At 39.8% G+C, this 15,142-nt stretch carries 11 protein-coding genes; 2 read left to right on the top strand and 9 right to left on the bottom strand.

Annotated features, from left to right (window positions below):
* Window positions 1-191 precede the first annotated feature (191 nt).
* Entirely contained in the window at window positions 192-968 is a 777-nt protein-coding gene (locus H4J65_RS07540; protein WP_182135973.1) for a 3-hydroxybutyrate dehydrogenase, read from the bottom strand.
* A 478-nt stretch (window positions 969-1,446) separates the two neighbouring features.
* On the opposite strand from H4J65_RS07540, the gene phbB reads away from it, so the two are divergent.
* On the top strand, window positions 1,447-2,169 hold the full coding sequence (gene phbB / locus H4J65_RS07535) for an acetoacetyl-CoA reductase (protein WP_182135974.1): 723 nt from the start codon (window positions 1,447-1,449) through the stop codon (window positions 2,167-2,169).
* 393 nt (window positions 2,170-2,562) lie between these two features.
* Window positions 2,563-3,747, top strand: a complete 1,185-nt coding sequence (gene bktB, locus H4J65_RS07530) for a beta-ketothiolase BktB (protein ID WP_182197162.1) — start codon at window positions 2,563-2,565, stop codon at window positions 3,745-3,747.
* A 374-nt stretch (window positions 3,748-4,121) separates the two neighbouring features.
* Here bktB and H4J65_RS07525 read toward each other — a convergent pair whose 3' ends face one another.
* The 8 genes from H4J65_RS07525 to H4J65_RS07490 all read right to left on the bottom strand — a co-directional run bounded on the left by H4J65_RS07525 (window position 4,122) and on the right by H4J65_RS07490 (window position 14,968).
* Window positions 4,122-4,922 (bottom strand): sterol desaturase family protein, encoded by an 801-nt coding sequence (locus H4J65_RS07525; RefSeq protein ID WP_182197160.1) that lies wholly within the window; start codon window positions 4,920-4,922, stop codon window positions 4,122-4,124.
* Window positions 4,923-5,600, bottom strand: coding sequence for a CDP-alcohol phosphatidyltransferase family protein (locus tag H4J65_RS07520; RefSeq protein ID WP_182197157.1), 678 nt, complete (start codon window positions 5,598-5,600; stop codon window positions 4,923-4,925). It abuts the gene before it with no gap.
* Window positions 5,601-5,611: 11 nt separating this feature from the next.
* Window positions 5,612-6,274, bottom strand: coding sequence for an ATP-binding cassette domain-containing protein (locus H4J65_RS07515; RefSeq protein WP_182183122.1), 663 nt, complete (start codon window positions 6,272-6,274; stop codon window positions 5,612-5,614).
* Window positions 6,271-8,082: an ABC transporter permease gene (locus H4J65_RS07510; protein ID WP_182183125.1), complete on the bottom strand. Its 1,812-nt coding sequence runs from the start codon at window positions 8,080-8,082 to the stop codon at window positions 6,271-6,273. Before H4J65_RS07510 ends, H4J65_RS07515 begins: the two co-directional genes overlap by 4 nt.
* Before the next feature lie 3 nt (window positions 8,083-8,085).
* On the bottom strand, window positions 8,086-9,447 hold the full coding sequence (locus H4J65_RS07505) for an ABC transporter substrate-binding protein (RefSeq protein ID WP_404851943.1): 1,362 nt from the start codon (window positions 9,445-9,447) through the stop codon (window positions 8,086-8,088).
* A 148-nt stretch (window positions 9,448-9,595) separates the two neighbouring features.
* Window positions 9,596-10,429: a DUF547 domain-containing protein gene (locus H4J65_RS07500; RefSeq protein ID WP_182197155.1), complete on the bottom strand. Its 834-nt coding sequence runs from the start codon at window positions 10,427-10,429 to the stop codon at window positions 9,596-9,598.
* A gap of 4 nt (window positions 10,430-10,433) precedes the next feature.
* Window positions 10,434-12,611, bottom strand: a complete 2,178-nt coding sequence (locus tag H4J65_RS07495) for an FAD-dependent oxidoreductase (protein WP_182197153.1) — start codon at window positions 12,609-12,611, stop codon at window positions 10,434-10,436.
* 11 nt (window positions 12,612-12,622) lie between these two features.
* Entirely contained in the window at window positions 12,623-14,968 is a 2,346-nt protein-coding gene (locus tag H4J65_RS07490) for a TonB-dependent siderophore receptor (RefSeq protein WP_182197150.1), read from the bottom strand.
* Between the last annotated feature and the right edge of the window lie 174 nt (window positions 14,969-15,142).

Here is a 15,142-nt window from a genome sequence, read left to right as displayed (position 1 = left end):
TAATCTAATTCAATGTGCTGTAATGTAAAAAACTTTTTCTGTTACAACTCAGCCCAAGGATAAATTATATAGTGTAAATACAGCTTCGATGGACTTAAAATTACTATGCTTGACTCAAATCAGGTTAATTAATACCAAAAATCTGTACTCTTGATGGTAACGGATATAGGTAACGAATTGAGATAACTCGACTACCTTGCTACCCAACCACCATCTAATACCATAGTTTGTCCTGTCATATTTTTAGCTAGATCACTGGCTAAATAAGTCACTGAAGCACATATTTCTTCTATATCAATAAATGCTTTTTTTGGCATAGGAGCCAACATAATATTGTTAACAACTTCTTCTTCACTAATGCCATGTTCTTTTGCTGTATCAGCAATTTGTTTCTCAACGAGTGGCGTTTTTACATAGGCAGGACAAATAGTATTAATAGTAATATCTTGCTCGCCAGTTTCTAACGCAATCACTTTAGAAAAACCAATAATGCCGTGCTTGGCAGCAACATAGGCACTTTTGTATGGCGACGCGACTAAACCATGTAAAGAGCCAATATTAATAATGCGACCAAAATTATTAGCTCTCATCAAAGGTAATACCGCTTTGGTCATCATTGCGGGTCCGACTAATAATACATTAGTAATTAATTGCCATTTATCAGCTGGAAAATCTTCTAATTTAGCAACATATTGAATGCCGGCATTATTGACTAAAACATCGATACGGTTATTAAATTCATTTGCATGCGCAATAACATTATCAATATCAGCTTGAACCGTCACATCAAGCTTAAAGGCTAAGGCATCTCCTCCTGACTGGTTAATACCTTGAGCAACCTCTTGTGCCACAACTAAATTAATATCGCTAATAAGGATTTTATAACCTTGCTTAGCTAAATTTTTTGCTATTCCTAAGCCAATACCACTGACAGAACCCGTTACCAAAGCTGTTTTCTTTTGAGTCATGTTTTACTTCCCTTTATTGATTGCGTCAAATAACAACAGAATATAATGATACGCCGATAATGTTAACAAAACCATTTCATTATTGAGTGATAATTGAACTAATTGCGGTTTTATACAGCACATTCACAAAACGTTAATGTGTAGACATTATAGTAAAATAACACCGATTATTTTGGCGAAATTAATAACCAGTAAAAATTTGTTTTAGAACAATAAAGAACCACTAAAAAGTTGTTTTAAACACAAACACTGACTAAAGTTATTTAACAAGCTAGTAACATAACAGAAAGTGAAAAATGTAAAATATATACATTAAAAAAATTAACATAAAGAAATTAACATCGATTTTTTCAAACGTTAGTATGCTAGTTGTACGATAGGTGTTGGTATATTACTCACGTTTAAAATGAAAGCAGTGTTAATAAACGGATTACAAACCTCTATAGAGCCACTATAAAATACAACAAGGAGTACAAATATGGGACGCATTGCATTAGTAACAGGTGGAACACGTGGTATAGGCGAGTCTATTAGCATAATGCTAAAAGAACATGGTTACACTGTTATCGCGAATTATGCTGGCAATGATCAAGCAGCTCAAGAATTCACAGAGCGAACAGGTATTAAGTCGTTTAAATTTGACGTCAGCGATTTTGAAAGTGTAAGTAAAAGTATTCATGATATAGAGTCTGAAATCGGGTCAATCGACATTCTTGTAAATAATGCCGGTATTACTAGGGATGGCACCATGCACAGAATGGATTTTGAGCAATGGAATAAAGTTATTCAAACCAATTTATCTTCTTGTTTTAATACTTCTCGCGCTGTTATTGAAGGTATGAGAGCACGCTCATTTGGGCGCATTGTTAATATAGGATCGGTTAATGGTCAGGCAGGTCAATATGGTCAAGTGAACTATGCAGCCGCTAAATCTGGTATCCATGGTTTTACCAAAGCATTAGCGCAAGAAGGCGCTGCAAAAGGCATTACCGTCAATGCGATTGCCCCAGGTTATGTTGAAACGGATATGGTTCGAGCAGTTCCTGCTGATGTTTTAGAAAAAATTGTTAGAACAATACCGGTAGGGCGATTAGGTCAACCAGAAGATATCGCACGTTCTGTATTATTTTTAGTGGCCGATGAAGCTGGTTTTGTTACTGGCTCGACCTTATCCATTAATGGTGGTCAGCACATGTACTAATGATATACCTGCTTAACTTTAAGATGCAGATTTCAGTATGTGACAAGGGTTAGGTACACAGGTGCAGCCTAAAAAACCTGTGTAATACTTGATAAGGGTGCAGCCGTTATCTTTATATAGTAACTTGATCTGACTTGCTAGCTTAACGCTAAAACTGCATTTTGAAGTGGAAAGGATATAGAAAATATCATGTTATAACTTTTATATTATTAAAGTAGATAAACAATTATCTACTTTTTATTTTGCATATATAGCACTTTTGTCTAACTCTTTAGACTTTCTTTATTTACTTATTTACTTATTTACTTATTTGCAAAAAATTATTCGAGTTTTACATTGAGTGCTGAAATCAACATACATATGAATCCGTTAAATTAGCGAGGAAAAATTATTATGAGTGTAAATAGTGTTGTAGTGTTAAGTGCCGTGCGTTCTGCTGTTGGTACTTTTGCGGGCGGTTTAAAAGACATAGAGCCGGCTGAGTTGGCAGGACAAGTATTAGCCGAAAGTATCAAAAAGTCAGGAGTAGACGCGGAGCAATATGAATCAGTGATAGTGGGTAATACTATACCCACTGAATCCCGCTTTCCCTATGTTGCGCGAGTAGCCTCTATTCAAGCCGGCATGTCTTTAAACTCTACTGCAATGGCGCTTAATCGCTTATGCAGCTCTGGCTTGCAAGCAGTGGTGAGTTCGGCCCAAGGTATTATGTTAGGTGATCATCAGCTGGCGATTGGCGGTGGTGTTGAAAATATGTCACGTGGGGGATATTTGTCACCGGCTATGCGTGCCGGTGCGCGTATGGGGGACAGTGCCATGATTGATATGATGGTGTCGACATTAACTGACCCATTCGGCGTTGGTCACATGGGGATTACGGCTGAAAACCTAGCGACTAAATGGCATTTAAGCCGTGAAGCACAAGATGCTTACGCTGCAGAATCACACGCTCGTGCCGCTAAAGCGGTAGAAGCGGGTTATTTTAAAAGCCAGATTGTGCCAATAGAGCTTAAGAGTCGCCGCGGTAGCACTTTCTTTGAAACTGATGAACATATAAAAGCAGGCACAACGGCAGAGTTATTAGCTGGAATGCGTCCAGCATTTAAAAAAGACGGTAGCGTAACCGCAGGTAACGCCTCCGGTATAAACGATGCTGCATCCTTCTTAACGCTAGCGAGTGAAAACTATGCAAGCCATAATAATTTATCGCCAATTGCACGCATGGTTTCTTATGCAGTTGCCGGTGTTCCTAACGATGTTATGGGCGAAGGTCCTATTCCAGCCTCTAAAGCGGCATTGGCTAAAGCCGGCTTGTCTATTAATGATATGGACGTTATTGAATCCAACGAAGCCTTTGCAGCACAAGCGTTAACTGTTGCTAAAGGACTAGATTTAGACCCCCTAAAAACTAATCCAAATGGTGGCGCAATTGCTTTAGGTCACCCTATTGGTGCTTCAGGAGCAGTAATTGCCACTAAAGCCATTCACGAGCTACATCGTGTAGGTGGCAAGTATGCACTTGTTACTATGTGCATTGGTGGCGGACAAGGTATTGCCGTTATATTTGAACGTTTATAAATGTAAACTGAAGGTTTAATCGTATTAAGGGGGCAACATTGTGTTGCCCCCTTTTTATGTAAAGCGTTTATTGTGTAGCGTGACGGTTTAGATAATCGTGGTTGATTTCCAGCCACATCAGTTTTTTTGATCGCTTAAAACAAGAATGAATGCAATGGAAAAATGACCAAGCACGCTTTGAAGTACAGCAATACATATTGAGTTACATATTGAATTAGATAGTGAATTAGATAGTGATGTTCTATAGTCGTTGCCGCTTTCATCATCATTTGGGTTACAAAAGCCTAAATGATGATGAAAGCGAAATAATGAAATTGAAAAAAGTCGCTTATCTAGCTTGTCTAAATTTAGTTGAGCCAATTACCTTGTTGAGTTTATTTAGGTTTATTTACCTTATTAAAAGGCATTTTTAATAAGGTAAATAAGCTGGCATTTTTTTTATTGGCGGGAAAACTTTTAAGACCTATAGCTAAATTTTCATCACTTTTTTGTGCCTGTGACTTATAACTAGCAAATATTCTATCCCACCAACTAACACTAAACCCATAATTGCTATTAGTTTCTTCTACTACTTGGCTATGATGAATACGGTGTAATTCTTGCGTAATAAGTATGGTTCGTAATGGTCGCTCTAACCAAGGGGGTAATCGAATATTGGCATGATTGAATAGCGAAAAGCCATTGAGCGCTACTTCAAAAATAATCACCGCAAGTGCAGGTACGCCAAGTACAATAACCGCTGCGCCTTTAAGTAATATACTTAACACTATTTCAATGGGATGAAAGCGCAAACCCGTACTGGCATCGGTATGACTGTCGGCATGATGAACTTTATGAACACGCCATAGTATCGGCACAAGATGAAAAAGTCGATGTTGCCAATAAATCATTAAATCTAATAATAACAAACTCAAAGCAATACTTAACCAATTTGGTAAGTTAATGACATTGAATAGGCCAATACCTTGTGTTGAGCTATACAAAGCAATACCGGTAACACCAATAGGTACTAATAGCCTAGCAACGACTGACGATAAAATTAACAAAGAAAAGTTACCTAACCAACGAACACCTTTAGTCAGTTTGCTTTTACGCGCAGGAAAGCAGCTTTCTAGCACTAACATAGTGATAAAAATGGCAAAGAAGATACTTAATCGTAAACTGGTATCTGACATTTATTGCCCCTCGGTTAACTTATCTTTAGCATTATTTTTCGCCGTCTTAGTTGGCTTTTTTAAGCTGTGTTCTTTCAACGTATGATAGCCGCCATAAACCCGTGTAACAATTGTTATTGCCGCTAATGAAGCAAAGCCATAGGCAAGTTCAGCAAAATATTGTGGCCATAAACAAAATGCGACAAAAATAAGAATGGTCTCGGTGCCTTCGGTTAAGCCATTTAAATAATAAAAACTTTTGTAAGCAAATTGAGGTTTGTCCAAGTTGAGTTTTTCGGCCGGAATAGCAAAAGCTAAAAAGCTCGATCCAGTCCCCATAAATACCGCTAACAATACTGCGGCGGCTAAAGAATTTTGCTCGGGGTTAGCCAATGCAAAACCTAGTGGTATCGCAGCATAGAATAAAAAGTCGAGGCAAATATCTAAAAAGCCACCTGCGCTGGTGCTGTTGTTTTGATGCCGTGCTAGTGCGCCATCTAAGCCATCAAATAGCCGGTTTAGTACAATGGCAGATAAAGCTAAATTCCATAAGTTTAAGGCTAAAAAAGGCACAGCTAACAAACCTATTATAAAACCGACTAGGGTCAGTTGATCTGCGGTTACTTGGCGTTTATCTAACAAACTAACCACAGGCTGTAACAAAGGCTTTATCAAAGGCGTAATATATTTATCTAGCATAAGTCTGTTTCTTAAATGTCTTGTTGTGGTGTCTTTAAGTGCAACACTTTGCCATTAGCCGCTATGGCGTCCGACTCATCATGTGTCACCATAATAACAGGTAATTGGTGTTGTCTAATTTGTTCAAAGACTAACTGTCGAGTTTCTTGGCGTAACTGACTATCTAATTTACTAAATGGCTCATCCAATAATATGGCTTTAGGTTGACTCAATAATACCCGTAATAACGCCACGCGTGCTTGCTGTCCGCCAGATAAACTCTCAGGTTGGCGATTTTCTAAACCAGCTAAACCCACATCAGACAGTGCCTGACTAATTTTTATTGCGCGTGTTTTGCTATCGCCTTTAGGCATCGCAAAAGCAATATTACCAGCAACAGATAAATGCGAAAATAACAAAGCGTCTTGAAACAATAATCCGATATTACGCCGATAACTGGCGACTTTGGTAATATTAGCGCCGTTGAGATAAAGCTGACCATCGGCTTGAAATTCTTTGGGCAACATACCGGTTAGCCAATTTAACAAGGTTGATTTTCCACTGCCTGACGGCCCCATTATGGTCAGTACGTCACCACCTTTTATCGTTTCGTTAAGTGCTAGTAAAGGTGTTTGCTGGCGCATTATGGTTAAATTTTTTATCTGTAAACTGTTTATCTCAAAAGAACTGCTCATCGGTTAACCTTAGTGATATAACGTGTTGTTTTGTTATTGTGCTTTACTTGAGCCTTTTGTCTGTTTTTTCGCCTCGATATCAGCCAAATGAGTGAAAAAGCGATGGCGGGTAAAAGCATCTGTATTAGCGCATAAACCGCACTTGTGCGGCGACTAGCGCCGTTGGCTAAGCTTACCGCTTCGGTGGTCACGGTATTAAGCCGCCCACCACCGACTAATAATGTTGGTAAATATTGGCTAAAACTAATGGCAAGTCCTAATGCGCTGGCCATCATTATAGGCATTAATAATTGTGGCAAACTCAGCTGTAAAAATATTTTAAGCGGCGATGCACCTAAGCTTGCTGCTACTTGTGCATAACGCGAATCAAGCAGGCGATAACTGGTGGCTAAAGATAAAAATACATATGGTAAAACAAACAGTAAATGTGCCAAGGCAACATTGATAAAGGTTGCTTTACTATGAACTGCTTCTTGTAGCCAGACTAAGCCAAATAAAAAAGCAATGCTGGGGATCATTAATGGCAAATAAATAATCACACTACTAAAGCGTGAGAGCTGGGCCCCGTTTTGTTTTTCAAATTCTAAGGTCAGCAAGGTTAAAATGAGGGCAATGCTAGTCGCGACCAAGCCAATGGAGAGTGAGTTTATTATCGGTGTTTGTACTTGTAGCAAAGCCGATTGCCAATGCATTATTACCCATTGTTCAGGCAGTGCTAACGGAAACTGCCAGTAGCCGGCAAATGACCAAAACACCATACCAATCAAAGCCAAGGCAATAAAGCTGATTAACAACAGGGTAAAAATATTGATGATTTTAGACCAGAAAACATCACCGTATGTGCGCTGACCGTTACTTAAGCTTTTACTGCTTATAGCTTGGCTTAGTTTTTCTAATAGCCACCAAGTGAATAGCACCGAAAGCGTAACGAACAATTGTAATATTGCCCCAGCGGAGGCTTTTATTCGCAAGCTTAAATCGACATCATGAAACCAGTTCATAATGGCCACAGCTAATGTCGGTGGTGTATTTGGCCCCAATATTAAAGGCATTTCTACACTGGCGCTGGCGTATGCGAGTATGGCTAACATGGGTAAACGCATTAACGGATAAATGTTAGGTAGTACGGCCTTGAAAAACGCCGTTATCGGATAATAGCCTAAGCTAAGTGCAACACGATATTGCGCCCGTAACTTGATATTAAGCTCGGGTTGAGCAATAGCGCCCAAAGTCATTAATAATAAAAAAGGCAGCTCTTTTAGCGTTAAACCCATAATAATGCTAATACCGTAAGGGTCATGGGGCAGTAACCAATCTGTCGGACTTTGCCAACCGGTTAACCAAGGTGACAGTAGGCGAGCAATCATGCCTGAAGGTGTGATCAAAAAGGCAATAGCTATTGCGGCCGCGGCATGGGGTATCACTAAAATAGGCCCTAACAAACGTTGAATACGTACTAACCACGGGCTATCAAAATAATTGGCTAACAGTAAAAGTGTCATAACAAAAGCTAATAAACCACTGACAATACTGCTGAAAAAACTCAAGCCGATCATTTGAGCTATGCCGGGTGTTTGTACTAGTTGCTGAAAGCCTTGTAAGCCAAACTGAGTTCTGTCTAAAGCCGGTAACCAACCAAAGGCCGGTAAAAGCACACCTAATAAACCACCCAGCACAGGTAAAATTAATATCGCTATTAATAATTTAGGGCTGAATTTTACCACGGTACTAAAAAGTGTGTCGATCAGCTTGGTCTCATCTTTTAGAGGACGGTTGTTTAAGGAATTGCTGGTCAGCTTATGGCTCATTTGTTATTGCGCTCCATAACGTTTTAACCATTCACGGGTTAATAATATTGACCAACTGGGATGGGGCTCACTTAATGCTGTGATTTTACTGCTAACAGGTAAGGCGCTTGGGTGTTGCTGCTCAATACTAAACAATAATTGCTCTTGCTGACTTAATTTCGGCACATCGAGAACCGTGCTGTCGCCCCATATTTTAGCTTGTTGTTTTTTAGCCTGTGCTTCAACACTGAGCATAAAATTGGCGACCACTTTTGCGGCATCACTATTCGCGGCATTATAAGGAATAGCGATAAAATGAATATTACTTAAACTACCATCTTGCATGACGAAGCTACGAGTATTTTTGGGTAAGTTATAGCGCTCAACCGCTGCCGGTACTTGCGCAGCAGAGAAGGTAAAACCTAAGTTTATCTCACCGTCACCAACCAGTCTTTGTAATGCTGTGCCACTGGCAACAAAATATCGCCCTTGATGCCACAAATACGGATGCAGTTTATCTAAAAATGTCCATAAAACGGGTAGCAATGTTGCTTGGCTTTGTGTTGTTACTGCTTGATATAGACCTGACTTTACTTGCGCTGGCTGATGCTGATTAAGTGTGATTAGGGCATATTTTAAAAAGCTTAATGATAAAAAATCAGGCGGTTTTGGGTAAGTAAAGCGACCAGGGTTTTGCTCAGCCCAAGTTAATAATTGGCTAATGTTTTTTGGCGCATGGCGAATACTATCTTGATATGCGTTTATTGGCTTATTGATATTAGTTGAAGGTGTGTAATAAAAGGTTAGCGAAGCTTGTCCCCAAGGCGCTTCCATACCTTGCGTTGGCAAACCAAAATCACGGGTCATTGCCTCATTCTCTCTGGGGTTTGTTAGCCAAAAGTTAGGTAATTGTGAAACCCAGCCTTGCGCTAATAGTTGATACTTCGCCATTGATGCAAAATTTTCGCCGTTGATCCAAACTAAATCAACTTGTCCTTGCTGATGATTATTTGCTGACTTTTCTGCTAAAACACGACTAACAGCTTCGCTGGTGTCGGTTAGTTTTACATGCTGTAAGTCAATGTTATATTCTTGCTTTACTCGCTTAGCAAGCCATTGAATATAGCTATTAATTTGTGGGTCACCGCCCCAAGCATGAAAATAAACTGAGGGTTTTTTTCCTAATGTTTCTCCCGTACTCCACTTTGTTTGTATCGGTGAGTTGTTTGATATTAATACATTGTTCACTTTAGCGACTGAGCTTGTTTCAGGGGCCGCTGCAAAGGCTGTGTTGGCATAACTTAATGAGCTTATAGTAAATAGCATGGTAAACAGCAGGGTGAACCCAGCTAAAAACCTTAACCTAGGTAACCAAACAGCGGGCATAACTGCTTTAACCCTTGAGGTTTTTGATACTGATGCCATAAAGTTATTGGCTTGTTGATACGATAACAATATGACCGCTTGATGTGGAAAATGAGTGGCAAAAAGAGTCGAGAAACGACCCCTTTCACCATTCAAAAAACACTTCGATTTACCTAGCGGCATTGAGTGCCCAATCATAATTTAAGAAATTCGTTGCCATATCTTCCGACTTTAAACCTGCTTGTTGCGCTGGTGTTAAGTTCAATGCTTCACGGTAGAGCAATACGAAAGCAGATAGAGAATTACTGCCACGAAAGCCTTGTGTGAAGTCATCGCCATACCATTTGAAAATAGCGGAAAGCTCCATTGCATCTTCAGTAAAACGATTACGGCTCTTATCGGTTAAAAAACGTATCGTTTGTTCACTTAATTGTTGCTCTAGTTTGTCAGCGCTATAAGCTTCTTCACGCAAAGCAGGGCAGCCAATGCTGGCACAGTTAACAGCAAAGTGAATACGCGGATCAGCATATTTATTATCACCACGAATTAACTCATGTTCAATATTGTCTAAGCTACGCGTTTCACCAAGCAGAGGAATAAATTGCTTACTCCACGGTGAACTAAAAAAGCTCCCCAGATCTTTTATCGACTTTATATCAGGGTAAGCCGTTAGAATCAGTTCAACTGTCCAAGCATTGTAGGCATTGATCAAAAATGACAATTGCTTAGGGGCAGGCCATTGCTCAAATGTTTGTTGATCAATCTTACCAAGGGCAGTTAAATAAGCACTTAGTTTTGCATGGTCATTTTTCATGCCGGCATAATTTACTTGGCTTGAATGATCATCATTAATTGGCGAAACGTGCTGAGTTAATAAGGCCTGCCATGGTTGATGCAAGGTCTCTTGCGCCGTACTAACGGCGCTAAAAACTGTGCTTAACAGTAACAATACAGCTAACGGCAAAGATTTAGCCCTTAAGAGGGCTTTGTTTAAGTTAATCATGGTATTAACCTCTTCTCCAGGTGTGGAATTTCTCTAACCAGCTTAAAACGGTTTTTGGTGCATGATTACGTTTCCATTCGCCTGCCGCATATTTGTTGCCTTCAGCCCACGTTGGATAACTGTGAATCGTGCCTAAAATTTTATTTAAGCCTAAGCCATGTTTCATTGCTAATACGAACTCAGCGATTAAATCACCAGCATGTTCAGAGACAATAGTGACACCCAGTATTTTATCTTTACCTTTTGGTGTGATCACTTTAATAAAACCGTTCGCAGCACCGTCAGTGATCGCGCGGTCTAACTCGGCAAAATCATATCGGGTAATTTCATAGTCAATGCCTTGTTCAATAGCTTCTTGTTCATTAATACCGACACGTGCCACTTCTGGATCAATAAAGGTTGTCCATGGAATAACGCGGTAATCGACTTTAAATTTCTTAAAGGTGCCAAATAAGGCATTAACAGCAGCATACCAACCTTGATGTGCAGCAACATGGGTAAACTGATAAGGACCAACAATATCACCAGCGGCAAAGATATTAGGGTATAAAGTTTCTAAATATTCATTGGTTTGAATGGTGCGGTTAGTTTCTATACCTAATGTTTCAAGGCCGTAACCTTCTAAGCGAGCAGCGCGGCCAACCGCACATAATAACTGGTCGTATTCAATGGCTATTTCTTCTTCTTGATCTGTACCTTGTTCGTGCTTAAGGTTTTTCACAATGATGAATTTTTTACCGTCACGTTGTTCACAACGTAAAGCTTGGTGAGAAGTTAAAATATTTACGCCACTTTTTTGTAATGACTGACTAGCAAATTCAGAGACTTCAAGGTCTTCCCTGATCATGATGCGTTCAGCCATTTCAATTTGTATCACTTGTGAGCCTAAACGAGCGAAACTTTGTGCAAGTTCACTGCCAATAGGTCCGCCGCCTAATACCACTAATTTTTTCGGTGCGCTATCAAGTTTGGCAAATTCTGTCCATAAGGTGTCACTAGTAACATAACCACTGGTTTCAATACCCGGTAGTGGCGGCACAAATGGACGAGCACCGGTTGCAATAACAATACTGCGAGCGGTTAATGTTTGCATGGTACCATCGTTAAGTTTAATTTCTACAGTCCATGGATTGATTAACTTTCCGTAGCCTTTGATAACTTCTACACCTAAGTCAGTGTAACGTTCAACACTGTCGTGCGGAGCAATATCGGCAATCACTTGGTGAACACGTGCCATGACTTTCTTAAAAGAAAACTCTGGGGTCGCGTTCTCTAAACCATAGTGTTCACCCTGTTTAATTTGATCGACTATTTTTGCACTTTTAATGATTGCCTTACTTGGAACACAACCATAATTTAAACAGTCGCCGCCCATTTCACCTGCTTCAATTAAGCTTACTTTTGCTTTTACTGCCGCGGCAATATAACTGGTGACTAAACCACCAGCGCCGGCACCGATAACAATTAAGTTACGATCAAAGCTTTTAGGTTTTTGCCATTTTTTATAGACTTGACGTTGTTTTATTTTGTTAATGATAGTTGTAGCAATAAGGGGTAAAAGACCGAGTAACACAAAAGAGAGAATAAGCTTAGGTGATAATATACCAGACAAGCTCTCTATTTCAGCTAATTGCGTACCGGCGTTAACATAAACCATGGTGCCTAAAAACATGCCTATTTGGCTGACCCAATAAAATGTCCAGGCTTTAATACCGGTAACCGCCATTAATAAATTAACTAAAAAGAAAGGAAAAACAGGCACTAAACGTAAGGTGAACAGATAAAATGCCCCTTCTTTTTTTACACCAGCATCAATGGCTTTTAAGCGATCAGGAAATTTAGCCTTAATGGTATCGCGCAGTAGATAACGTGAGACCAAGAAGGCTAATAGTGCACCAAAGCTAGAGGCAAATGAGGCAATAACCAAGCCTTGGGCTAAGCCAAACAAAGCGCCTGAAGCCAAGGTTAAAATGGCAGCGCCAGGTAATGACAGCGCAGCGACCAAAACGTAAAGAGTAAAAAAGCCCCCAATAACCAATAATGGCGATTGTTCGCGCCACTGGCCAAATTGCGCCATTGAGGCTTTTAATCCCTCTAAAGTAAGTAACCTATTGAGATCAAAATGAAAAAACAATGCCACCAGTGTAATGGCGATAACGAATAATAGTATCTTCTTAAACATAAAAATTGTCCTTAAAAACTGTGCTGTATTGTGAACTTGGCATTGATAGGTAATTCAGGGAAAACCAAGGTTGAACCAAAATATCCGCCTTCAAAGACTGGCCGCCAATTCTTTTGATTCGTGACATTATTGATATCGAAACGCAATTTAGTCTGCTCGCCAATTCGGTAACTTGTGTTAAGACCTAAGGTGTATTGATCGCGTATGTTTACGGTTGCTAAAAAATCTAGTGGGTAACTTGAGGTATATAATGCCGCAAAGCCTGCTTGCCAAGATTCTGTAATATAAAGGCCACCATTAATACTTAATGATTGCTCTGGTATGCCTTGTACACGCCTATTAGAACGAGGAAAAGCGGTGAAGTTTGGTGCACCTACGCTAGTACCTTGAATAATGTCGGGACGAGAATTATCAAAGGCATCAGCAATTTGCGACGAACTTTGACTACTGGCAGAATTGTCATAACGAGCATCAAGATAACTGTAACCTATGTTAAACCAATAGGGCGCAGCATCATAAAATACTTGCAGTTCAACACCTTTGGTTTTTATGCCGGTGTTACTGCCGTCGCGATTACGTAAGCTACGACTTTGATTAAACAATGCTCCGTCAATATACCAAGCGCTGTTGTCGGGTATATATTTAATGCCCACTTCATTTAGCGTGTTTTCAGTGGCAAAGTTCTGTGTATTAATTAAGTTATCAGCGCCTAATGAATTACCACCGGCCATACTATTTGAAGTTGCTTCGTTATAACTTGTTGCAGCATAAATAGTTAAATCAGTATTAAGCTTGTAATTAACGCTGGCTTGGCCTGAATGTAAGGTTTTATTAATACTATCTTGTGCCGCTTTCTGCCCAGTAGGTGCAATAGGATCTCGTGCTTTTACATCATAAAAATCAATACGATAACCAAAGTTTGTTCTTAAACGATCGCTCCATTGACTGTCTTGTTGAATGGCAAAGCCCGTTTGCCAGCTGGTAGAGTCGGTAGTATCTGATAACGAATAGTCACCAAGGTTGTCATTATTGACATCATACTGACCACCGGGTGAAACAAATACACCGGGGCGCAGCTCCACAAGTCTAGCTTGTTGTGCTACCGTTAGGGGAATGCGGCGGCTCTCAACAGGGCCAGTTAAATCAATAGGGTCGTCAGCTTCGGTGGTAAATTGGCTATAACCGCGCACTTTATTATAACGGACATCAAAGGCGACAATGGTTTGTTGCTGATTGTTCCAATCATGACTTAGCTCAAGTCGGTTTTGCGCGGTATCGGCAGCATCTATGATCTCAACAAAGCTATTTTGAGCAATTTCATCACGGGTTAAATGTTGATAATAAGTGCTATTTTTTAATTGTGTTTGGCTGCTTAGTTCGCGGGTGTAGATGCTGTGCAATAAAAAAGTGTTAGCTTCGTTTTCATTATCAGGATCGGTTAATACCCTACTACGGCTAATTTGTACTTGTCCGGTTGGCGAAATTACTGCTCCAGCGCCGGGTATAAGGCTACCATTAGCTTGTACGCCCTGGCCGGTAATATATAAGCCGCTGTCGATTAGCGCTTGTGTTGGCCTATTAATGCCAGCATTGTCGGTAAATTCAACTTGGTATAATTCAAGGTTAATATCCCACGTGCTTTGGCTATCAGGCAATAAACGAAAGGCGGCGTAAAAGCTGTCACTTTTAAAGCTTGAGTAATCGTAAAAGCTACCATTATCAATATGCTCTGCGCTGATTCTAAAACCACTCTCACCCTCAATAATTGGCGCACCTATATCCAGTTGTGCACTATATTGATCCCAGCGACCTGCGCTAATTTTTACTTTTGCAGCACTTTTTTCAGTCGATGCGCGTTTAGATTGTAAATTAACAAAACCACCGTTACGTTGGCTACTACCAAATAACACTGGCGGCGCACCTTTTATTACATCAAGCTGATCAACAGAATTAAAAGAAAGTGGTACACCAAAGCCGTTATTACCGGCTTGTCGGCGCATACCATCCTGAAAAAGCTCGCCTAACTGACCACGTAAAGTCGGTAAGCTTGGCGCACCAAAACCACTGGCTGAGTAGCTGTTAGGCGTTACGGCTAAAATATCCTGCAAGTCAGTTATGTTTAATTGTTCCATCATAGCGCTAGTAATAGGCGTCATAGAACGTGCAATGTCAGATAAGCCTAAATCATCGCCAAATGGCCCATTGATTTTGGTGTTTTTGGGCGAAAAACCATGATTAATAATGCGTTGACCTGCAACTTCAATAACTTCAACATCAGTTTCCTTAGCTTCTTCAGCACTAGCTATTTGAGCGTGAAAAATAAAGTGCATACTAAGGGCTATTAAACTGTATTTCATTTGAGAGTACCTAATTTTTTGTTATTAATATTTTTGTTATTAATCATGCTTGATTATGAACTTATTAAAAATGTTATGTCAGTCTAGACCGAGATTAAAAATAATAAATTTCAGGCTTTTAATTTATATTGGCTTTTAATCTTAGTCATTAGTCAAAATAGCGTTTTAAAATTT

The sequence above is a fragment of the Colwellia sp. MB02u-9 genome, assembly GCF_014077085.1.
Lineage (GTDB): Bacteria > Pseudomonadota > Gammaproteobacteria > Enterobacterales > Alteromonadaceae > Cognaticolwellia.
The sequence above is the reverse complement of the archived record's forward strand: the minus strand, read 5'-3'. Positions and strand labels throughout refer to the sequence as shown.